At 45.0% G+C, this 22,287-nt stretch carries 19 protein-coding genes; 11 read left to right on the forward strand and 8 right to left on the reverse strand.

The genetic code is table 11. From position 1 onward, the window contains the following. Positions 1–64: 64 nt before the first annotated feature. The gene (locus ADU24_RS22950; RefSeq protein WP_156324527.1) at positions 65–226 is read left to right on the forward strand and encodes a hypothetical protein; all 162 of its coding nucleotides are present in this window, start codon (positions 65–67) and stop codon (positions 224–226) included. A 147-nt stretch (positions 227–373) separates the two neighbouring features. On the opposite strand, the gene ADU24_RS06585 is transcribed toward ADU24_RS22950, so the two are convergent. Next, positions 374–1,108 (reverse strand): hypothetical protein, encoded by a 735-nt coding sequence (locus tag ADU24_RS06585; RefSeq protein ID WP_053365883.1) that lies wholly within the window; start codon positions 1,106–1,108, stop codon positions 374–376. Positions 1,109–1,422: 314 nt separating this feature from the next. On the opposite strand from ADU24_RS06585, the gene ADU24_RS06590 reads away from it, so the two are divergent. Then, positions 1,423–3,084 (forward strand): Na/Pi cotransporter family protein, encoded by a 1,662-nt coding sequence (locus tag ADU24_RS06590; RefSeq protein WP_053365884.1) that lies wholly within the window; start codon positions 1,423–1,425, stop codon positions 3,082–3,084. Positions 3,085–3,385: 301 nt separating this feature from the next. Here ADU24_RS06590 and ADU24_RS06595 read toward each other — a convergent pair whose 3' ends face one another. Next, positions 3,386–3,751: a hypothetical protein gene (locus tag ADU24_RS06595; protein WP_053365885.1), complete on the reverse strand. Its 366-nt coding sequence runs from the start codon at positions 3,749–3,751 to the stop codon at positions 3,386–3,388. 374 nt (positions 3,752–4,125) lie between these two features. Between ADU24_RS06595 and ADU24_RS06600 the strand changes: the two genes are divergently transcribed. Together ADU24_RS06600 and ADU24_RS06605 are read left to right on the forward strand one after the other, a co-directional pair. Then, positions 4,126–6,318, forward strand: coding sequence for a S8 family serine peptidase (locus ADU24_RS06600; RefSeq protein ID WP_053365886.1), 2,193 nt, complete (start codon positions 4,126–4,128; stop codon positions 6,316–6,318). Between the two features lie 593 nt (positions 6,319–6,911). Further along, a complete protein-coding gene (locus tag ADU24_RS06605) occupies positions 6,912–7,958 on the forward strand; it encodes an ATP synthase subunit B (RefSeq protein WP_053365887.1) in 1,047 nt (348 codons plus the stop codon). A gap of 106 nt (positions 7,959–8,064) precedes the next feature. Here ADU24_RS06605 and ADU24_RS06610 read toward each other — a convergent pair whose 3' ends face one another. After that, a complete protein-coding gene (locus tag ADU24_RS06610) occupies positions 8,065–9,414 on the reverse strand; it encodes an FAD-dependent oxidoreductase (RefSeq protein ID WP_053368810.1) in 1,350 nt (449 codons plus the stop codon). Between the two features lie 129 nt (positions 9,415–9,543). Here ADU24_RS06610 and ADU24_RS06615 point away from each other — a divergent pair, with 129 nt between their 5' ends. The 7 genes from ADU24_RS06615 to ADU24_RS06645 all read left to right on the forward strand — a co-directional run bounded on the left by ADU24_RS06615 (position 9,544) and on the right by ADU24_RS06645 (position 15,686). Then, positions 9,544–9,852, forward strand: coding sequence for an MTH1187 family thiamine-binding protein (locus tag ADU24_RS06615; protein WP_053365888.1), 309 nt, complete (start codon positions 9,544–9,546; stop codon positions 9,850–9,852). Between the two features lie 92 nt (positions 9,853–9,944). Next, positions 9,945–10,493: a GNAT family N-acetyltransferase gene (locus ADU24_RS06620; RefSeq protein ID WP_053368811.1), complete on the forward strand. Its 549-nt coding sequence runs from the start codon at positions 9,945–9,947 to the stop codon at positions 10,491–10,493. A gap of 227 nt (positions 10,494–10,720) precedes the next feature. After that, on the forward strand, positions 10,721–12,145 hold the full coding sequence (locus ADU24_RS06625; RefSeq protein ID WP_053365889.1) for a vWA domain-containing protein: 1,425 nt from the start codon (positions 10,721–10,723) through the stop codon (positions 12,143–12,145). 166 nt (positions 12,146–12,311) lie between these two features. After that, positions 12,312–13,097, forward strand: coding sequence for an SDR family oxidoreductase (locus ADU24_RS06630; RefSeq protein ID WP_053365890.1), 786 nt, complete (start codon positions 12,312–12,314; stop codon positions 13,095–13,097). A gap of 172 nt (positions 13,098–13,269) precedes the next feature. Continuing rightward, positions 13,270–13,998, forward strand: coding sequence for a gamma-glutamyl-gamma-aminobutyrate hydrolase family protein (locus tag ADU24_RS06635; protein WP_053365891.1), 729 nt, complete (start codon positions 13,270–13,272; stop codon positions 13,996–13,998). Positions 13,999–14,215: 217 nt separating this feature from the next. Beyond that, on the forward strand, positions 14,216–14,746 hold the full coding sequence (locus tag ADU24_RS06640; protein WP_053365892.1) for an RDD family protein: 531 nt from the start codon (positions 14,216–14,218) through the stop codon (positions 14,744–14,746). 595 nt (positions 14,747–15,341) lie between these two features. Beyond that, the gene (locus tag ADU24_RS06645; RefSeq protein ID WP_053365893.1) at positions 15,342–15,686 is read left to right on the forward strand and encodes a hypothetical protein; all 345 of its coding nucleotides are present in this window, start codon (positions 15,342–15,344) and stop codon (positions 15,684–15,686) included. 77 nt (positions 15,687–15,763) lie between these two features. Here the strand turns inward: ADU24_RS06645 and ADU24_RS06650 are convergent, their stop codons facing one another. From ADU24_RS06650 to ADU24_RS06670, 5 genes are all read right to left on the reverse strand, one after another. Further along, positions 15,764–17,590 (reverse strand): CocE/NonD family hydrolase, encoded by a 1,827-nt coding sequence (locus tag ADU24_RS06650; RefSeq protein WP_053365894.1) that lies wholly within the window; start codon positions 17,588–17,590, stop codon positions 15,764–15,766. Positions 17,591–17,835: 245 nt separating this feature from the next. Beyond that, positions 17,836–19,074 (reverse strand): serine/threonine transporter SstT, encoded by a 1,239-nt coding sequence (gene sstT, locus ADU24_RS06655; RefSeq protein WP_053365895.1) that lies wholly within the window; start codon positions 19,072–19,074, stop codon positions 17,836–17,838. A 360-nt stretch (positions 19,075–19,434) separates the two neighbouring features. Beyond that, complete coding sequence (locus ADU24_RS06660; protein WP_053365896.1) at positions 19,435–19,821, reverse strand: VOC family protein; 387 nt, start codon at positions 19,819–19,821, stop codon at positions 19,435–19,437. A gap of 137 nt (positions 19,822–19,958) precedes the next feature. Then, positions 19,959–21,308 carry a S8 family peptidase gene (locus ADU24_RS06665; RefSeq protein ID WP_231689577.1) on the reverse strand — a complete coding sequence of 450 codons (1,350 nt, stop codon included), beginning with the start codon at positions 21,306–21,308 and terminating at the stop codon, positions 19,959–19,961. A gap of 457 nt (positions 21,309–21,765) precedes the next feature. Next, positions 21,766–22,176 carry a DUF6944 family repetitive protein gene (locus ADU24_RS06670; protein WP_053365898.1) on the reverse strand — a complete coding sequence of 137 codons (411 nt, stop codon included), beginning with the start codon at positions 22,174–22,176 and terminating at the stop codon, positions 21,766–21,768. Between the last annotated feature and the right edge of the window lie 111 nt (positions 22,177–22,287).

Genomic DNA, 22,287 nt, shown 5'->3' on the forward strand with positions numbered 1-22,287 from the left:
GCCAATGTGTAAAAAAGGGCTGCCTTGTATGATGGAGATAACAAGAACAAGGGAGATGGAAGCTATGTACAATGAAGTTTATATGGTTGAAAAAATGATGCAGTATCGGGAACAGGAATTCCGCAAAATGGAATTAAACAGCCGGGATATCGAACCGGCGCAAAAAGAACCGTTTTATTGCAGGCTGCCGGTTGTGAATCAGCTGAGCGTGTGCAATTGCAGCTGAATGGGTTAGCGGCCCAGCGGCGGTTTTTAGTACCTGAAGCCAGTGGGGAGTCTTTCCTTACTGGCTTCTTTTTATATATTTTCATTTTTTCGCTCTGGAGATTGCACGTGAATTCAATGAATGCTTATTCAGCGGGTGGATCATGTGTTACCGTGTTCCAGGGATGTTGGAAACCGCCCTTTTAAAATCGTCCGCGATTCCGCTTTGGCCATTGTACATATCATCGGCAAATCGGTTCATCATGCTGTAAAAATCGTCATTAAATGAAAGATAAACCCTTTGAATTTGCGGTTCTGCTTTTACAATCTGTGCACCAATTCTCTTTTTAAAAGAAGTAGAAATTTCGGGATAAGGTGAGTCGAACATAATTACTGGCTCGGCGGCCTTCAATTGTTCGGTGTCGCTGGAGCGATTTCCGGCAGCCTGTCTTTTACCTTTTTCATTCTCGTCATTAATTGGAAATCCGTCGAATGCAAATCCATCGATGCTGCCCCCGCCGATTCCAGTCCCGCTGTATTCTCCATTCCGGGTGCCGTTCCCATACCCGTGGTAACCGGGATTCCCAAATGTGCCGGTGTTTTGACCACGATCAACCTTCTCATCCGTCTGATACCCATGTGCCCGCCCATTCTTGTCGTCATCCATTTTTATTGCAACAAAAGCGTCCGTGTTGTAAATCACAACAATTGCGCCCTGGACATCTGCCAGCTTTTCCAGCGAGCGGGCAGAAATCATAGAAACCCTCAATGGATGGTTTTCGTCACTGGAATTCGCGGTTAGCATGCTTTTTTCAGCCCTGTTGCCAGTATCGTTGTAGTTACTGCAGCTTGCCAATCCAGGGAGCAGCAGGGTAGCGAGCATAATCAAGCGTAATTTTTTCACAAAGGTCCTCCTATACTGGCGGTTTAGTAATAGTTTGGGTATTTAGGTTGTGAAATATCCATTATATGGGCGGCGGGAATTTGCTTTTCCTGGGTAATTGGGAGAGGCTTCAGATTTTACGAGGGAGCCGGTGCGGACTTTTCTTTCAGGTCTCAAATGCTGTGGAAGATGTTCCCTACTTTTTATTCTGCTTTGTAAATTTACTGTAAAGACAATGTAAATTCTTCTCCCGATGGGTGTACTTTGCTTAACGTTCCCTTAATAATTGTTGTGGGGTTAAAGTATGCCTGATTATACATACTGGGGGGAAGCAAGTGGAAATCAACTGGCAGGAAGTCCTGTTTATGTTTATCGGGGGACTGGGCATTTTTCTATATGGAATTAAATCAATGGGGGACGGCCTTCAAAAATCCGCAGGGGACCGGTTAAGAGCCATTCTTGACCGTTTGACGACGAATCCTTTAATGGGAGTCCTGGCAGGTATTTTCGTTACGGTCGCCATTCAATCAAGTTCCGGTACGACGGTCATTGTCATCGGGCTTGTCAGCGCGGGCTTCATGACGCTGCGCCAGGCGATTGGCGTCATCATGGGTGCCAATATCGGGACAACCGTCACGGCGTTTATCATTGGAATAGATATCGGCGAATATTCATTGCCAATTTTAGCGGTAGGTGCATTTCTTCTTTTCTTTTTCAAAAATAACAAAATCAATAATCTTGGCCAAGTCGTATTTGGCTTCGGAGCTTTATTCTACGGGCTTGAACTGATGGGCGAAGGAATGAAGCCGCTTCGTGAATTGCAGACATTTATCGACCTGACTCAGAGCATGAGCGACAACCCATTCCTTGGCGTGATTGTCGGGACAATTTTTACCGTAATCGTCCAGAGCTCAAGTGCGACAATCGGTATCCTGCAGGGCTTATATTCCGAGGGCCTTGTCGATCTAGATGCCGCGCTGCCTGTCCTGTTTGGCGACAATATCGGGACGACGATCACCGCCGTCCTGGCGTCGATTGGCGCTTCAGTCGCGGCTAGGCGCGCAGCGGTTATCCATGTCATGTTTAACGTCATCGGAACGATTATTTTCATGATTATTCTCATTCCGTTCACGGCGTTTATTGCTTGGCTTGACCAGCTTCTAAACCTGAATCCGGCAATGCAGATTGCATTTGCACACGGGACATTCAATGTGACGAACACCTTGATTCAATTCCCGTTCATTGCGCTATTGGCCATGATTGTAACGAAAATTGTTCCCGGACAGGATGTTGAAATTGAATTTAAGCCTAAGCATCTTGATCCGCAACTGATCGAACAGTCTCCTTCCATTGCGCTGGGAGCTGCTCGGGAGGAAGTCATCCGCATGGGCCACTTTGCCGTCCAGGGTCTGCAGGAGTCACATACCTACCTGCAGACGAAAAATAGGAAGAACGCGGAAACTGCCTATCAAATCGAGGAAGCCATCAATAATCTCGATAATAAAATCACGGAATATCTTGTGAGAATGTCGAGAACTTCACTATCCGAACAAGAGTCCGAACACCATTCATTCCTTATTGACACAATCCGTGATATCGAGCGGATTGGCGACCACTGTGAAAACATTCTCGAACTGGTGGAATATCAGCTCGCGAACAGAGTCACGCTCACCGAAGAAGCAATGGGTGACCTGAATGAAATGTTTGAACTTACGATGGAAACGGTATTGAAGGCAATTCTCGCACTTGATAAAAATGATAAAACCATTGCGGCGAGCGTAGCCGAAAGGGAAGATTTAATCGATGCGATGGAGCGCAAATTCCGCAAAAAGCATATTTTGCGCCTGAATGAAGGGGTTTGCACAGCCCAATCGGGTATTGTCTTTGTCGACATCGTCTCCAACCTTGAACGGATTGGCGATCATTCGGTTAACATAGCTGGAACAGTGCTTGGCATTCACAAGCATGAACACGTCCGCACAGCAACCCGGGATTAATTCATCCCGGGTTGTTTTTTTGCTTTGCCCCCGTGTTGGCGGGAAATTTAATTTTATTATTTATTTTGCTTTGTCTTCTGGGCCTTTAGCGCAATCCTTTCAAGCCCATTGTCCGCAAATTCCACATCCGCCTTTGGCATGGCCTTCTTGCTTTCCTTATCGCTTTTCTTCGCCATCCGCTCACCCCCCCCATATTCGTTGATAACAAGGTTAGTTTGCTATACTTTTCAACGAATAATGCACAATGGAGGACAACCGTATCATATGCTCCAAGCACTTCATGATAAATCCTTCACGGCTCTTATCTCCGCCTCAAGTATTTTTCATTAATGATGAGGACTTTCCCGTTTTCAGCTTTTAGATATTTGCGGTTGATGAACTTGTATTTCTCATAAGCGAAGTGCCCCGCAATATAGACCGGAATAATAATCGCCAAAAGGATCCCCATCTGCAGCAAATAATTGATTCCCGTCTGCAGCAGATAATCCGTAACCGCATGAACCGCGAAGGAAGCCATTAAGACAATCAGCACATTGCATACATGGAAAGCAAATACATCTTTGCTTTCCCGGAACATCCGCTCAAGCTCGGATTTGAAATAAAGCGAGATAAACACCGAAATGACAATCACCACAAAGGACGCCATATATGTAAGAACTGTGCTCATTTTCCTAATTCACCCCCAATCAACTGTTTAAATTCCATTAACTAATTATACCATTGTTAACAGAATTATATTAATTAGCGATACAGGTTTCCAAGGCATACCGGAAACAGGGCACTGATTCTTTTTTAAAAAAAAGCCCACCCGCTTGCTGCCATTACGTTGCACCGGACAATTGAACCACAATGCGCCAATAATATTTTCCCAACATCGACAGCGTTCGTTACGACCCCTTTTTATTTGACAAAATAGTTTTCGGAATATTACAAATTATACTACAGGATTTAAGATTTGTTTTCTCGAATTTATATCTTGTAGTTTATTTTGACCTGGCAGCGAAAGTGTTGCGCCGGAGTTACATAAGGAGGGAAAATGGTTTGAAGTTCTTAAAGAAGATCAGGAACGTGTTCGGGATTTCGTTGATCCTTCTGCTTATTATGAACGCGGGGCTTCCTGCAGAAGCGATTGTCAAAAATGACGATAATCCGATGAAAGCGGCGACAGAGGATCAGGAATATGTGTTCGTCCAATTCGGTGATGCGCCAATTGCGTCTTACGATGGATCAATTTCCGGTTATGAAAAAACGATGCCAGCTAAAGGGAAGAAGCTGGATTTGAATTCACCGGCTTCCAAGAAATATGGCAAAAGGCTTGAGTCGCAGCGGGAGAATTATAAAAAGTGGCTCGCCAAGCAGCTTCCTAAGGTGGAAGTTGTCGCGGAATATAATGTTGCTTACAACGGTCTTGGGCTGAAGCTTAACGGGGCATCGCTCAAGGATATTAGTCGCGGCCCTGGAGTCATTAAAGCCGGAGTCAGCGGCACATACCGGAAGACGATGAGTGAAAGTACAGCCTTGATTAACGCAGGAGAGATTTGGAATGGGCTTGGCGGACAGGAGAATGCCGGAGCCGGAATGAAAGTCGGCGTCATCGATTCCGGAATCGACCAAGACCATCCTTTTCTGCAGCCGAATGAGGGTATGAAAGCCCCGGTAGGATTCCCTAAAGGGGATACGAAATTTACGAGCGATAAAGTCATTGTCGCCAAGGTTTACAACCAGAATCCAAAGCTAAGTGCGGAAGCGGTTGACAGCCACGGGACGCATGTCGCCGGCACAATCGCCGGAAAAGCGGGAACCCGCCCTACTCTTGGCGACAAGCCGATGAGCGGTGTAGCGCCCGGAGCCTACCTTGGAAACTATAATGTTTTCCCGGGTGATGTGGCTGATGCAAAAAGCTTGTTCATCGCGAAAGCGGTTGAAGAAGCAGTCGAAGATGGAATGGACGTCCTCAACCTGAGTCTGGGTGGGACGCCTCATAAAGGAGCCGATCTGCTTGATATGGCAGTCAATGCAGCGGTGGATGCCGGCGTTGTTGTTGCGATTTCTGCAGGGAATGAAGGGCCTGGTTACTATACCGTCGGTTCTCCGGGAACAGCGGATAAAGTCATCACTGTTGCCGCCACAACAAACAGCCGTACGTTTGCCCTTCGGTTAAAATCACCTGCTCTTCCTGGCGGGGAAACTAACGCAACGACTGGTACCCAGGGCGGAGAGGTAAAAGAGCAGATTGAAGGTGAATATGTTCTTTGGAGCGAAGTTTCAAGCGGGGATAAACTTGCTTGTACGCCGGTAAAGGAAAAGCCGTTGGAAGGGAAAATTGCGGTCATTCAGCGCGGTACATGTACATTCGCTGAAAAAATTAAAAACGCATCCGCCGCAGGAGCAATTGGAGTTATTGTATATCAGAACGGTCCGGCTGAACCAATTACAATGTCAACGGATAACGTGACTGTACCTGCTGTAATGATTGACCAGGCAGCAGGCAAGCTGCTTGAAGGATGGCAAGGGGACAGGAAAGTTATCTTCTCCTATCCTCCGGTTGAAACTGATGCTGTACCGAATAAGATTTCCGACTTCAGCTCATGGGGGCCAACGCCAAATTACACGCTGAAGCCGGATGTTGCGGCACCTGGCGTGAACATTTATTCGTCCGTTGTTGGCGGGGGCTACGAATTGTATCAAGGTACGTCCATGGCGTCTCCGCATGTTGCCGGGGCGGCGGCTGTCCTGCTGGCCTATAGCAAAGTGAAAGAACTTGGCTGGGGTCCAGCGGAAGTCAAAGCGGCCTTGATGGGAACAGCCCGGAATGTGGAGGGAAGCGTGCTTCCGGATATTGAAGTTGCAGATCCTTTAAAGGTAGGCGCGGGCATAATTGACTTGGGTGCAGCTATGAATGCGCCAGCAATGGCATTCCCGTCCTCCTTAAGCTTCGGGCTCGTCCGTCCGACTGGAAACCAATCTTATCAAATGACGGTTACATTGGTGAACCCGACTGGCCAACAGCTCGATTACACTCTCTCTGGTGACGAGAATCTAAAACTCAGCCAAACAGGAGTATCGATTCAGGCAAAGGGCAAGGCGGAAATCAAAGTCGACGTTGTGAACAGGGGAACCCATTCTGGAGGAAACAATGGAACCGGTGAATTCACGAGCGGATACATTACTGTTACATCAAGTGCCGGCGGTATCCGCATTCCTTATATGTATGTAATTGATTACAATCGTTAAAGATTAAAAAAATCCCCTTCTGGCATTTGGGCTGGAAGGGGATTTTGCATTTGATATTCTTTAGTTTTAATACGCTAGTATTTATCCCAATCAAAGCGTTATTTATGCTAACAGTACCGATAATAATGCCAAACTTCTCAATAATAATGCCGAACTTTACTATATTAATGCCTAACGTACCGATAATAATGCCGAACTTCTCTATATTAATGCCAAACTTGCAATTATTAATGCCTTTATTCCAATACCGCTTATTTGAACGAATAACGCGCTACCCAAAGTGTAATTTAGTTAGAGGTTCCCTCATTTTTGGCTCACGTTTCTCCAAAACAGCCATTCTTTGTCCGAAGTCACCTAAATGTTCGTGATATAGCTTCAATATCCAAGTCTCTAAATAATCGAAGTTTTTCCGGGGTGGGGCTGGATATTCAGATATTCGCCAATATCTGTCTGAAGAAATTCCAAGAATAAACCTCACTTTTATTTTTCACAAAAACACAAACGATTAAAAGTAAAAAAAATACCCTTCAAAGTAATAAATAATTGCTTTATAGCGTAAAATAAATTACTATATAAGTAAGGAGGTGGAAATAATGGAAGATTTAAGGTTGAATGTTTCATTGCTGCGCAGAAGGGTGCCGAATTTAACAAGTGCGGCAAAGTCAGTTGGGCTCCGGCCGGCGACGGTATCAAATTTGTGCACAGGGAAAATTCCGGTTGGGCGCGCGGAGGTACGGACATTGGCTGCACTCGCGTCACTTGCGCAATGCAGCCTGGATGAGTTGATTTTAAAAGGGGAGGCGATCGAAATGATTGAGACGAAAATCAAGACGCTGGATTTGTTCGCGCCAATTGTCAAAGGCGGGACGGTTGGCCTGGTGGCAAGGCCGGGGATGGGGCAGATTGTTGTGCTTTCAGAATTGTTCCTACGGCTTAAGAAAGAAGGATACGTAAGCATCGTCCTGCAGCCTGAAGCTGAAGGTTATCCAGGCTTGGAAGATTTGAACGAAAATGTGGATGTCATTGTTCCCTCAATTGAAGAAGCGTTTAAAAAAATATCAGAGCTCGGCAAAGACAAAGACATCATTTTTACAGCTGACAGGTCGCATGTTTTAACAGGGGAAATCTTTGATTTGCAGGAAAAGTTGCAAGATGCTGACATCAGGACGGTCACGACCTTCCTTCTCGACTTGAAAGGCGAAGCGGTTGATGAGGAACTTCCATACGGGCCGCTCGAAACGTTATGGGACTTCGACGCTGATTTGGCAGCCAGATTCAAGTTTCCTGCGGTCAACCCGATATCGTCCACTTCGTCGATCCTTGAAGGTGCGAACCTGGACCAAAGCCATCTAACAGTAAAGCAAAGGGCTCAAAAACTACTGCGCAGGTACAGGGAGCTTCGTTCATTAGTGAACGTTAAAGGCATTGCAGGAATTCCTGCCTCAGAAACGCAGACCTACCTTCGCGGCGAAAGGCTTGAAGCTTATCTAACGCAGCCGTTTTACGTTGCGGAAGCTTTTACAGGCCAAAAAGGCGCCGATGTTGACCTGAAGGAAACGATTGAGGATGTACGGAAAATCATTGATGGGGCGTACGACTCAAAAGAGCCGGCCGAACTCACGTTTATTGGAAGGCTATAGGCTGGCAAGCTTGAACCCTAAGTAAGGGTTAGTCTGACCAGGAATTGTATGGTCCAATAAACCTCTGGGCCTTTTGAAAATGATAGCTTGATTGAAGTGGGAATTATCAATCAAGCTTTTTTCTATTTCCACGATTGTTCAGGAAGACGCTTCCCAGAATGCCGGGTTTCAATAATATGGCTGCCGGCTCGACGAGATTCATCACTTTAATAAAAGAATCATAGATTTTCTCATCTTTTGCAGATAACAAAAAGATTTGTTTAGTGAACCACTGTTGAAACGACAGCCCGAATGGAATCTTGTCCGAAATGCCTGGATAGCGGAGATTTTCGGCCATTACCATTGTCCAAATGGGAGAGATAATTTCCGCCGCTTTTCGGTGGTAATCTCGAATTCCTTTTGAAAGAGGTAAGGTTTTGTTCCACATGATTTCCTGGAGCCGCAGTGCTTCAAGGACAGCGATGCTCATGCCCTGGCCAAAGACCGGGTCGATTCGGCAAACTGCATCCCCAATCAGGAGCAGACCTTCCGGCAGATTGTTTGTTTTGTCGTAACGCCTCCAAGTCATTCTTGGTATCCGGTAGACAGCCGTTTCGCCAAGAGGCTCTCCAGCCAGCAGTTCATTATGTATATCCGGTTTTGGTAATTTTTTCGCCAGCTCCAAAAATGCCTCGTTGCTCGCGGCTGCTTCTTTTTCATTGAAGGCGTTTTGATAGCCGAAGAGAGTTGTGATGTACCGGTTTCCTTCTACCTTGGAAAGTGCCCCGCCTATTTTTTCAGCGGGCGGATTTGGGTATATCAATTTTATCGCCCAGTCCATATCCGGATGATCAGGCAAGCGAAAAAACTTGCTAACATAGCAAAGCCCAATATCTGCAGTTTCAACGGGAATAGAGATGCCGAGCTTTTCAAGCCAGGCGGCGGTAAAACTTCCTGCTCCACTGGCATCGACGACTATATCGGCAAGGAGAGTCCACGGATTGCCGTCTGAATCTTTCATCTCTAGCCCAATAACCTTATTTTGCTTTTCGTCCCAAACAAAGTTTTTAACAAAATGTTTATAAAGGAATGAAATGTTTGGAATGGATTTTATGTAGTTTTCGATTTGCCATTCAAGATGGAACCTTGTTTGGAGAGTGGTCGTGTATCCGCCATCGTACCGAAGTTTCCAGACACCGTGATGGAACCAGGCAAGGTCCTTTGTTGAATTGATTTTTAACGCGCCGCCCGAGTAGAAGGATTCGGTGATTCCCGGAAACAGCGATTCCAGCCCTTGCTCGCCCGCGTGAAGCAGCGCATGCAGGTGGCTTCCCTGCGGCACCCCTTTTCGCGTTCCTGGTCCAGCTGCCTCTTTATCCTTTTCGATAATTACAACCTCTATAAAATGCTCGGAAAGAACCCGCGCCGCCAATTTTCCAGCGATTCCGCCCCCTATGATAAGCGCTCTATTTTTCATGCCCAATGAATAAATCAACTCCCAAATTATTTCTATGCGATTCTATTTATTTTCCTATACATTGTATGTTCTTTTCAATTAGTCAATTATGCTATCATAGAAAAAACACCAATTTTTGGAGGCGTGAACATGGCAATCATTGATATAACCGTTATCCCAATCGGAACTGAAACCCCGAGTGTGAGTGAGTACGTAGCTGAAATACATAAAGTCCTTAAAAAGTACGAAGGGGAAATTAAGTACCAATTGACCCCGATGAGTACATTGATTGAAGGAGACTTGAAACAATTGCTTGATGTTGTGCGTGAAATTCATGAGGTGCCTTTTCAAAAGGGGATTCAGAGGGTAGCCACGAATATTCGGATTGACGATCGCCGCGACAGGGAAAGCACGATGGAGGGGAAACTGAAAGCCGTCAGTGAAAAAATGGGGGATTGACAAAGGGGAACAGTGATTAAACTTATTCTAAAATGAAGCAGGGGACATACCTTGTGTTTCAGTTTAAACTATTTGGGGCCGGGGGAGAGGGCATGATTTATAACGAAACAGAGAGAATTATTGAAACGGACCGGTTGCTGCTGCGGCTGTTTAACGAAGGAGACGCGAACGAGGTCAGCAGAATGTGCAACAATTTTAATATTTTTAAAAGCACATTGACGCTTCCCTATCCATATCCATTGGAATGTGCGGTATCCTGGATTGCCAACCATGCTGAAAATTTTGAATCGGACCGTATGTATGAATTCGCTGTTACAGACAAAAATAGCGGTAAATTATATGGGGCGATTGGAATTTCAAATCAGAAACAACACAAAAACGGTGAAATTGCCTATTGGATTGGCGAGGAGTATTGGGGAAATGGCTATGGATCGGAAGCTGCAAAAGCCGTGATTGAATTTGTTTTCAAGGAAAAGGGCTATCATCGTGTTTACGCTCGTTATTTTAAATCTAATCCTGCGTCTGGGAGAATCATGGAAAAATGCGGGATGGTGTACGAAGGCACACTCAAAGACCACATTTTTAAGAACGGGTCCTTTGAGGATCTTGTCTTATATGGGATTGTCAATCCGGATGAGTAAGTTAGATAGATTGGTTAAGTACCAGAGGAGGCTGCCATTAAGGGCGGCCTTTTCAATTACCAAAACATAAAGTTGAACAAATTTTATGAAATTTCATCTGTTTGCAGGCATATTTCTTTTGAATTGGGGTATAGAACCATGTCACATACTGGTAAAACCTTCTAGAAATGCCATCTTAAAGGATTTGCCCAAATGCTATAGAAACATAGAACTGAAGGGGGATTAGGATGAGAAGAGCTAAAACGGTCATTGCTTTATTTTTCGCAGCGGTATTGTTGCTTGGCTGCCAAGGGAAGGATGAGGGTGGCGCTCAACAAAAAAAGGATGCAAAAGAAGATGGGTTCGTTCCCGGAAAGGCGATCGCACTTTCCCAACCTAGCAACGGTGAGCTTCCGGCTATTACAGCCGAACAATACATACAACAAGACAAAGGGAACATTTATCAAAAATACATAGAAGGCAAGGAACATATTGACGATAAAGAAGCACTTAAAAAAGCGACCGCAGACGCCCTGGATGCTTACATCGAGGAAGTCGGCAAAAAGAATACGAAGAAATGGGACGAGAAAAAGTGGACGGAATCAATCACAAACGCGCTCCGGGCAGGTTATAAAGATGTCGCTGAGGAGCTTGAAAACTACCCTGTTGTTTATGAAAAGCTGAGATTGCCAGACGGCCGCCTGCTCGAAGACCTTACCATGGCTGAAGTAACGGAAGATGAAGAGAAAAAGGTGAATGTCGTGATGGTCATTGATTCAAGCGGCAGCATGAAGGCGAAGGTGGATGGGGAGCCGAAGATGGCTCTCGCTAAAAAAAGCATTGAAAGCCTGGCCAAGGAGCTTCCCGAATCCGTAAAGGTTTCTCTCATTGCCTTTGGCCATCAGGGAACGGGCAGCGATGCGGATAAAGCGAAATCATGCCAAGCAGTGGAAACGATGTACCCATTGAACGCCTATGATGGTACTGCCTTCGGGAATTCCTTGAAAAAGTTTGATGCCATGGGCTGGACTCCTTTGGCAGCAGGCATCACGATGGCAAACGAGCAGCTCGCTTCGCAAAAGGATGACAACACCGAAAATTTTATTTACGTTGTCAGTGACGGGATCGAGACATGCGATGGCGATCCGGTTGCAGCGGCGAAAAAAGCTGTCGAGGATAATACAAATGTCAAAATCAATATCATTGGTTTTGATGTCGATGATGCGGCGGACCAGCAGCTCAAACTGGTTGCGGAAGCTGGAGGCGGTGAATATTCCTCCGTTAAAACAAAGCGGCAGCTTGAGGAAATCAAGAATGTTTGGAAGGAAAAAATCAATATCAATACATGGAGATGGTGGGCCATTCACCGATGGGCCGACAATGTGTGGACGACGTTGGACCACCATAACGCGGTTAATGCGCTGATGGGAAAATCTTTCAGGCTTAGGGAAAACGAAGAGAAGAGATTTAAGGAATTGCTGGACCGGCTAGAAAAAGAAGGCAGGATTGATGCTGAAAGAAAGAATGCCCTTTCCAAGTGGCTCTGGGACCGGGACGATAAAATTAATACGTATTTCTCTGATTTAGATAAAAAGAAAAGCGACGAAATCAAAGCTAAATCCGAAGATTTATCGAAAAAATTGGACGCAATCAAGCAGCAGGTTGGGCTTTAACCCCTTTGCAAAAACAGTATAGCGGACGTTATTTGGAGACCCTGGCCAGGGTCTTTTTTCTGTAAAATGATAGGCAGATGTGGCGAGGTCCCCGTGTACTAATGTTTCTCCCCACACTGGGATGGGAAGAGGGAATTTACATGGCATTAAACAGGAGGGATTTGAAGTGGGGAAAACCATTTTCATAACAGGAGCAGGGAGCGGACTTGGGAGAGGTGCGGCAATCGGCCTGGCGAGGAAAGGGCACAGGATTATCGCGACCACAGAACTGACATCGCAAAAAACAGACCTTCTGCGTGAAGCAAAGAATTTGGGTTTGGATATGGAAGTCTTCAAACTGGATATTACTAATCCACGGGACCGTGAAGAGATTCCCAAATACGATTTTGACGTGTTTGTCGCAAATGCGGCTATCAATGAACGGGGGCCGGTTGCGGAAGTGCCGATCGACCGCTTCAGGGCAATTTTCGAAGTGAATGTTTTCGCCACGCTTGAAACAGTCCAGCTGGCAGCAAGAAAGATGGTAAAGAAAGGGAAAGGGAAAATCGTGTTCATGAGTTCCATGGCAGGAATTATGTCCTCTCCATACGGCGGACCGTACGCTGCTACGAAACATGCGATTGAAGCGATCGCGCAAACGCTTAAGCAGGAGCTTGAAAGATTCGAAGTAAAAGTTTCCATCATCAATCCCGGCGCGTTCAACACCGGCTTTAACGACCGCGCCGCTGAAGAACTATGGAAATGGTATGATGAGGAGAAGAATTTTACGAAGAGAGAGGACCTGTTAAAGGCAGAAGAAGGTTTGGAAAATCAATTTGATCCTCAGGATATGATTGATAAGATGGTTGAAATCATCCCTGCGGATTCCCATCCATTCAGAACTGCCTTCCCGGAAGAAACCGAAAAGCAAATGAAGGAAACAGAAAAGAAGTGGTGGGACATAGGCATTTAACGTTAGAAGGCACCCTGCATTATGAGGGTATCGATTATAACTTGTAAAATAAAAATTAAAGTATTCTAAAATAAATGAACATTTGGTAAAAGATTTTGTTTCCTCCCATTTCCAGAAAATTTTGTGTTATATTTTGGTTATACGAGCAAAATACAAAGTTGGGGGAAAAGGGATGAGAAAGCCGGTTATTGGGATAACTTCTGCCTATGTTAAGCACAATGAAAATATGGAAGGCGCTTATGTCCATCACGATTATCACAAAGTAGTGGCCGCGAATGGAGGAATACCGATTATTCTTCCTTACATCAATCCGGAGATGGCGCTTGAGATGCTTTCGCTTGTTGATGCGATTATCCTTAGCGGCGGGGAGGATGTCGATCCGGGTTTGTATGGCCAGGATCCTCACCAAAATTTAGGGCCCACTATCCTTGAGAGGGACCTTGTTGAAATTGCCATAGCAAGATATGCGATTGAACATGATATTCCTCTGCTCGGCATCTGCCGGGGCAGCCAAATCCTCAATGTCGCTCTTGGAGGGACATTGATCCAGGACCTTCCTAGCCAGATGCCGGAATCCATCCAGCATGGACAAAAGGTTGCGAGGGACAAGGATTCACACTGGATTTCAGTTTCTCCTGACAGCAAACTGTTTCAAATCTTTGGCTCTGAACGGGTCCGAGTAAACAGCATTCACCATCAGGCACTGGACATAGTAGCTGACGATTTGCGCGTTGTGGCCCGGTCGGCAGATGGAATCGTAGAGGCGGTGGAATACGTGAAGCCTTCCAGATTTACGGTTGGCGTCCAATGGCATCCCGAATCGCTCGCCCCAACCAATGAAGCCATGAACCGGCTATTCAAGGAATTTATCGCAAGCAGTGTTAAGGTTCCCGTTTTTTAAAAGGACACATTCAATCCAAAATTACAGGAGACGGAATATCCCGTTTCCTGTTTTTATTTTGAAAATAGGAAAGCAGGGGCTGGTCCTGCCGTATTAGTGGGTCTTAATTCCTGTTTTACGATTAATTGTTATCAAAAATTTCAGTTTTAGTTAGGATTTAATAAAATTGTAGTAGAGGGTCATTTTGTGGTAGCAAAATCAATCAGGGAGGATTAGGATGACGAATCAAAATCTTATCCGAAAAAGAGCCTTGGCTTATTTGCAGGATGTTGCACTTATTATTACGGTGATTTTTATAACCTCAATGGGTTTTGCAATGATCGGGGGATTTTTTTACTGGGTTAGGGGAGAAGATTTCATCTATAAATACGGATATTTTTTATTGGGTTTCTTTTTCCTTATGGGGATCGTAGGAATATTATCGGTCACACTTGGCTTTGACTTTAAGCTGGATAAAACTTTTGCGGGACGGTTTAAACAGTCGCTTGGCCAAAGGGTCCAAGGCTTAAAGGTTGAGGGTGATTTGCAAAAAGTAGTCAAGCGATGGTTAATCCGCTATGGATTGGTTGGAGTCGCTGCGATTTTATGGGGGCTGGGGAAATCCTATCCTGATTGGAGCCTATATTTCAACGCGGTAATAGGTATTTACATCATTTATACTGGAGTGGACGCCTATATTTTGTATCAAAACAATGGCGAAAGAACGTTGACTGACAAGCTGGTTGGGACAAGGGTAGTGGAGATGTAATAGAAATACCCAAGCCATTTATTTCTTTAATACAACCAAGGAACAGTCGATACAGTCCGTAGAAAAGACTGATTGCTGGAGGTTTACCCCTCAAACTGTTAAAATTATCAGACCATTCAGAGGAATCTCTTCTTTAATGTAGAATAATAGAATTAGAGAAGTTTCTTTTAATATAGGTTGAAATAAATTTATCTACACTATCTATGCAAAGTAAATTGATTGTGGCGGAGGGTACCGACTCCCGCAGGTTCAGTTTTTGTAACCTTTTTACCCGATTCTGAATCAAATAAATAAAGTGGATATGCTGGAACGACCTTTGCCTAGACGCTATGTTGGTCGCAGGGGGAGATTGATTCCGGTTGATGTGTTAATTCAGCTTTTTCCTAGGGACACTTGCTTAGGCTGCTCTCACTACTTGTATGGGAGGGAACAGGGATGAAGGATAAAATGAAAAGGTGCATCAAATGCAAGAGGCTGCTAACCAATTCGTCAAAGGTTTGTTTTCGATGCGGCAGTATCAATCTTGAAAAAAAGACTCTAACGGCAAATGGCTAAAGGAAAGCATGTTAAAGTTGTGGCGGCAGGAGTGCTGGCAATGATTGTTGGTGCAATCCTATTAACCAGTAAATTTTATTATCCGCCGCTGCCAATCCAGCAAATGAGCAAAAAAGAAGTGGTTGAAAAAGGCCATCGCTCCAATGGGCAACTTTTAAAACTATCAACAGAAAAAAATTATGACTGGTACATTATCGAAGAGGAAAATATGGAAACAACGGACGAAGCGATAAAGGCGTTCGTCAATCGTTATGGGTGGAATTATTTTCAAAAAGAAGGCAGTGGGCTGTTTTTTAAAAAGCATGGAGAAATGCTCATTATCACAACAGAGAAATGGACAAGGGATTATACGTTAATTAAAATGCCCGTGAAATTTAACAAGTAATTTATCTGGCAAAAAAGCAGCCGCATAGAAAATTGGGCTGCTTTTCAAGTTTTTCCTAGGTCCATCCATGCTGGGCGCTACTCCTTTACGACCGGAAGGACAACGTGGGATGGATATGTTTTGTTGCTTAGTATAGTCGCGATACCGCCAAGCTGGGTGAGGAGCTCGGGGACTGGCGAAATCGAGTGCGGGAAGTCGCTTGGACCGATGGCGACACGGAGCCTGTGCCCTTCTTTTATGACAAAATTTGAAGGGAAGATTTCAACGTTCATTTCCATAACTTCCCCCGGATTAACCTCTTTCACCATGGCCTTCGTAAATGGATGCCATGGCTGGATGTTTTGCCCGTCCAAAACCCTGCTTCTGCTTTCATCAACTACCCGATGGGAGGCGGCAAGCCAGCCGGCAGTTATTTCCTTCGAGCTTCCATCTGGTGCGACATCTGTCAGGCGGACGGATAGGACAAGTTCCCTGGCTGTTGTTTTCGCGAAGATTTTCGCGGCAATCGGCCCGGAAACCCGAAGGTCGGAGCTAGCCGGAGCTGTTGTATAGGTTAACTCCGTCAATTCGGCCAGGCGATTGTCCTTTGTACATGGAATGGCGCTTGGCTTACCGGCCATCCACTGATTCGTACTTCCGGAGCAAATTCCATTCAATGGCTGCTGGAGCATCGACTTGGAAGGTTCAAGCAATGCTGGGGTGTCTTTCGTGAGTAGATTTCCCGCCCGCAAGTAATACTTTTCAGCTGCTGTATTCTGGTGGGGCCATCCAGGCTGGACGATAAATGTATCTCCTCCGATTACATATTGCGTGACATCTGGAATTTTGTTGATGTTCGTGTTAATCTCCATTAGGTAATGATCGAACCACCTGAGTGCGATTTGATCAAGGGCAGGGACATTGCCGGCTGGAAGGCCGCTCCCGTAATCCCCATGCGTCCAGTTGCCCATGAGGAGTTTTGTTGTAACACCATTAGCCCTTAGTTTTTCATAAAGAAGCGGTGTTCCCCGCTGGAATAAATCATGGAGGCCGCCTGTAAAAAAAGCAGGCGCCTTGATCCGGTCCGCCACTGTGATAGGAGATCGCAGCCAAGCCTGCGGTCCGTCATAGGCAAATTCCCCTCCTGTCAATACGGAACTTAGGGTGCTTGCCGGAAATCCCGTCGTTTGCCCGGCATGGCTAATCAACAGGGTGGAAGCCATGATTGGCTCAGAAAGTGTGTAAGTCGGCGGTAGCAAACCGCTTCCGGTTACAAGCCCAAGCCAGAGAGGAATGAATCCTGTATTAACCAGGCCGCCTGACATAAGGATGTCCCGATATATGTCCGCCATCGGGACAATTGGAAAAATAGCCTTCAAACCGTCCGGCTGTTGGGCGGCGGTAAGGAGCTGATTGATTGCCCTGTAGGATGAACCGTACAGCCCAACTTTTCCGGTGCTCCACGGTTGGCGGGCAGCCCATTCGACAAGCTCTTTTCCATCGATCTGTTCCGCTTCGCCAAAGGAGTCCCACGTTCCCTGGGATGTCCCCGTTCCCCGCACATCGACAACCATGTGGGCATAGCCGCGTTTAATAAAGTATTCGTTCAGATTTTCCTTATTGCTGACATTTTTATTGTAAGGCGTTTGCGTAAGGATGACGGGGAAAGGGCCTGGTCCGTCCGGGAGATGCACATCGGCTGCGAGGATGACCCCATCACGCATCGTGATAAAGACGTCTTTCATCGTTTTATAGCCGGAGTATTGTTCCGCGCGGTCATAGATTGTTTCTTCCCATTGCTGCAAAGGTGCAGGGGTTCTTTCCGGTACGGTGCTTTTCGAAGAAGCTTTACTTAGGGCGGGACTTATTAAGAGAGACAACAATATCAGCAGTGTGATACAGATGCGGGTATTTCTCCACCTCATCATTGTTCCTCCTTTTTGAAAGGGTTTACATTCATAGTAAACAACAAGAGCTATTTGTTAAATACTGTAAAGGTACTAAAAGAAGGGTACTTAAGGAGTATTTTACGAATATACGCGAAGGTGGTGTAGAAATATGGCGAGAAAAATAGGGAAGGTAAGAGGAATTAAAATCCGGTAACCCAAAGATCCAACATCTGTTACGAAATAAAAAAGGCAGAGGAGTCGTCCCCCTGCCTCAGGTTAGATTAGATTGCTTGTTTCACACCAATGCTTTTTCCTTCTTTTTTGCGTTTCCTGTAATCAGCCGCAGCTGTGAACAGGACATCCGTTGAGGAATTAAGTGCTGTTTCAAAGGAGTCTTGAAGGACGCCGATGATAAATCCGACGCCAACGACCTGCATTGCAACATCGTTTGGAATTCCAAACAAGCTTGCAGCGAGCGGTATCAGTAATAATGAGCCGCCGGCTACTCCGGACGCGCCGCATGCGCAAATAGCTGCAACAACACTTAGAAGAATAGCTGTTAGGATGTCTACCTCAATTCCGAGAGTATGGACTGCTGCMAAAGTTAATACAGAGATTGTCACTGCGGCACCAGCCATATTGATAGTAGCGCCTAGCGGAATTGAAACGGAATACGTATCCTTGTCCAATCCAAGCTTTTCGCAAAGCCTCATGTTGACAGGAATATTGGCAGCAGAGCTGCGTGTAAAGAAGGCAGTAATTCCGCTTTCCCTAATACATCTGAATACTAGTGGGTAAGGGTTTTGGCCTGCTGTGAAAAATACGATTGCCGGATTGACGACTAATGCTACAAACAACATGCAGCCGATTAATACGGCCAGCAGTTTGCCATAGCTCAACAGAGACTCAAGGCCATTCGTAGTGATGGACTCAATGACAAGTCCCATAATACCGAGCGGAGCAAGGCGGATTACCCATGTGACAATTTTGGTTATCGCATCCGAAAAATTGGAAATAAGCGTTTTGGTTGTATCCGGTGCATTGCGCAGGGCAATCCCCAGGACGATCGCCCAGGCAAGAATACCGATATAGTTCGCATTGAAAATGGCTTTAACAGGATTATCGACAACGTTCAGGAGCAAGGTCTTCAGGACTTCGACAACTCCACCCGGAGCCGTTAAATCCTCTGCGCCCTCCGCAAGTGTAAGGCTGACAGGGAAGGCAAAGCTCACAATAACCGCAATGAATCCAGCCAGGAAAGTTCCCAAAAGATAAAGGACTATAATTGATTTCATATTTGTCTGGTGACCGCTCTTATGCTGCGCGATAGCCGACATAACAAGGAACAGAACCAAAACAGGCGCAATTCCTTTTAGGGCTCCAACGAATAATGAACCTAAAATAACCAATGGCTTTGCTACACTTGGAATTGCAACAGCCAAGGTTATACCGACCACCAAACCGATGATGATTTGCTTGACAAGGCTTAATTGATTCCACTTCTTAAATAAATCTTTCATATTCTCCCCCCACTAGTGCAAATTGACTTGATGTACTTATAGTATAACTTTTCGGCAGCAATTTAAATGCTATCCATGAATAACAGTAAAGATAAAAGTATTATATTGAATATTTAGATATATTACAATGATGTAAATAACTTTGTTAAAAATAAATTTTACACAAAACCCTTAAAAATCCATTTTTTTCAATAAAAATATCACAAAAAGTTCATAAATTAGTAAAGCTTCTCATTATTATTGATAATTACCAATTTAGAAAATATTTAGAATTTGTATTATCTTAATATAAAAGATAATAAATCTAAGCTCACGAAAAAGCAACAATGAGGCAGGGAATGTTCCTCAGCCTCATTGCAATCACCTTTGGAAATATTCAATCCATTCACCTTCCGGCCCATGAAAAAAGAAATAACGGAAACCATTAGGTAGAGTTGTAATGTCTTCATCAATCAATTTGACATCTTCAAGAGATTGTATTCGTGCAAATTCCTTATTAACATCATCGACCGCGACCGCCAGATGATGGACTTTTCCTTCAACAGGCAGGCTGTCATTGTACCCTTGGATCAATTCCAGTTCTGTTTCCCCGTGTTCACCAAATCCCAGGAATGCCAGCTTAATAACACCATTTGAATGGTCAATCTTATCAATCAGCTTAAACCCAACGATATTCGTATAGAAATTAATCGATTTTTCAATATCCTTTACCATTATGCCAACATGGTCAATTTTTCTTCCTGCCATTGTCTAGGCCTCCTTTTAAAATGTCCATTCAAGTTTACCATGGCTGTGAAGTGGGGGACGTACCAATTGTTTTTTTTAAAAAAAAAGACGATTCTACAACTTCATTGAAGTAGCAGAACCGTCCCTTCCTATATTTTTTAGTTGTTTAAGGCACGAACCGCGTTGATTAAACCAAAACCTGCTTTTTCATCGTATCCAGGTTTAAAGATATCTTCAGAAGAGTTTTGGATAATTTGCTTAACCTGCGCGGGATTCAGCTGATCCTTGCCATATTTTGCAATGATGACCCCGGCCAGTCCGGCAACCTTTGGCGCTGCCATCGAAGTTCCCGCCTTATAGCCATAACCGCCGCCAGGAACCGCGCTTAAGCAAAGGTAGGTGTTGTCTCTTCCTGTTTTTGTAACAGGGTCATAATTCGGGCCAAGGTCTCCGCCTGGTGCCATGACATCAATTTTACCAACGCCATAGTTGGAGTAATACGCCAGATTTTTCAGTGCGCCGCCTGCAGAAACACGAATCAGTGTTTGGCTGCTTGGGCTCCGGTGGGTTGCGCCTGTATCCGGTTTGGATAGCTTGCCAGGGCTAGAAATATCCAGGCCGTTGTTGCCCGCTGAGCCAACAACCGTAACGCCTTTTTGGATGGCGTATTGGATAGCTCGATTGAATAGCTGTACGTCGGCGACAACATCCTTTGTTGCATACTCTGGATCCTGGAACCAATCGTACCCGCCAAGTGACATATTCACGACGTCCACATTATCATCGGCGGCAGTCATCAGAGCTTCAGCGATATGTGACGTTTCCGCACCGCCAGTCGGTCCGAAGACCCTGTAGGCTGCAACTTTCAAGTCAGGCCCGATTCCCATGATTCTCCCCTTGCCGGCAATGGAACCGGCCACATGGGTCCCATGTCCGTTTTGGTCGATTGGGTCAGGGTAGTTGGGGACGAATGATTTTCCATAGGCGTAATTGGCTTTAATATCAGGGTGGTTGTAGTCGATGCCTGTGTCGATAACCCCTACCACAATGTCTTTGCCATCAGTAGTTTTTCCGGTTCCTCCTGGCAATTTCCAGGACTCGCCATTATTTGTTACTTGTTTGATATCCCATTGCAGATTATTGTACAAATCGGCGGATTCGCCTACTTCAGGTACGGAAATGGCTTCAGTTTCCACGGATTGTTCCGGGTAAATAATGCTTTGGGCCCCAGCTTCAAGGACAGTGGCCGATTTCTTTATTTCTGAAAGGAATTTCGGGTTACTGGATACAACCTCAACAGCACCTAGCTTCTCCAGTTTTGATTCAATTTGGCCCCCAGCTTTTGAAATGGCATTTGCATAGCCGGTTGGCAATTTATCCTGTTCCTTAAAAACAACTATGTATTTATTCTGTTCGGCAGCTGCCTTCCCTGAAAAGGGGATTGCGCTAAAGACGAGTGACGCCCCCAAAGTGAGTGCTAGTGTACCGGACCAAAAATTTCTTTTCAAAGAAACTTCCCCCTTTTTAATGTCTTAATTTTCATTATATTTAAAAATTACTTTTTCGCAATAACAAAAAAGTCAACTAAAAATTTCCTTTAATACAAGAAATAAACCAATATGACTAGTAGCAAACGGATAATAGGATAGCTAAACATTTAAAAGAAGGCAAATAGACTTAAATTTATTTCTGTTTCCGAAGAATCTTCCAGTCGGCAAAGTTTGAAAAATGAGCAAAAAGACACAAGAGGATTTACGATTAATTTCTTGTTTATGTTCGTTTAACCTATCTGTAGAGATGGGACCGGCGCAGGGGAATACAAAGAAGGAGCCCTAAAAATACGGCCAATACTTTTCGCCGTTTTGTTCGGAGTTAAAAGATATTTCGGCTAAAGTGAAGCATGGGACGATTCTTGCTTCACTTTAACCTTTTATGATGCAGTAGATGCTGCATCTTGCTCAGTATTTAAGGTACAAAACCAGTGCGTCCGGCTTGCTGCTCTTCGGTGAGGACCATTTCTCCTCCAATCGCTTCAATGGCTGCGCCAATCGACTGCAGCCAGTCACCGGTGATGGCAATCCGCTGGGCCTCTGGCAGAACACCTGGTGCTTGCTGCGTTATTTCTTTCGTTACGCCTATTGACTCGACAATTTGTCCAACCATCTGGATGACAACCCCGGTAGCCAGCGTTTGCTCTCCCTCTGTTTTTTCGCTTATAGCCAATAATTTTAAAACAAGTATCGCTTCCATTATCTGTCCGATTGCCTGGATCCAAATCGAAATCGCGATTTGTTTTTCAAGCGTTAGTTTAAGTTCCTCAAGTTCTTTTTCCCGGACATTCTTTTCTTTCTGGCGTGCTGACTTGGTATTGTCCATTTAAGACACCGCCCCGACAATGATACTTTCAATGTATTCCACAGGCGCCTGATTTGTTTAACGGAAAATAAATATGCGGATCAGACAATTTTTCATCAAATAAAAAAAGCG

Source organism: Bacillus sp. FJAT-27245 (assembly GCF_001273955.1).
Classification (GTDB): domain Bacteria; phylum Bacillota; class Bacilli; order Bacillales; family Cytobacillaceae; genus Bacillus_D.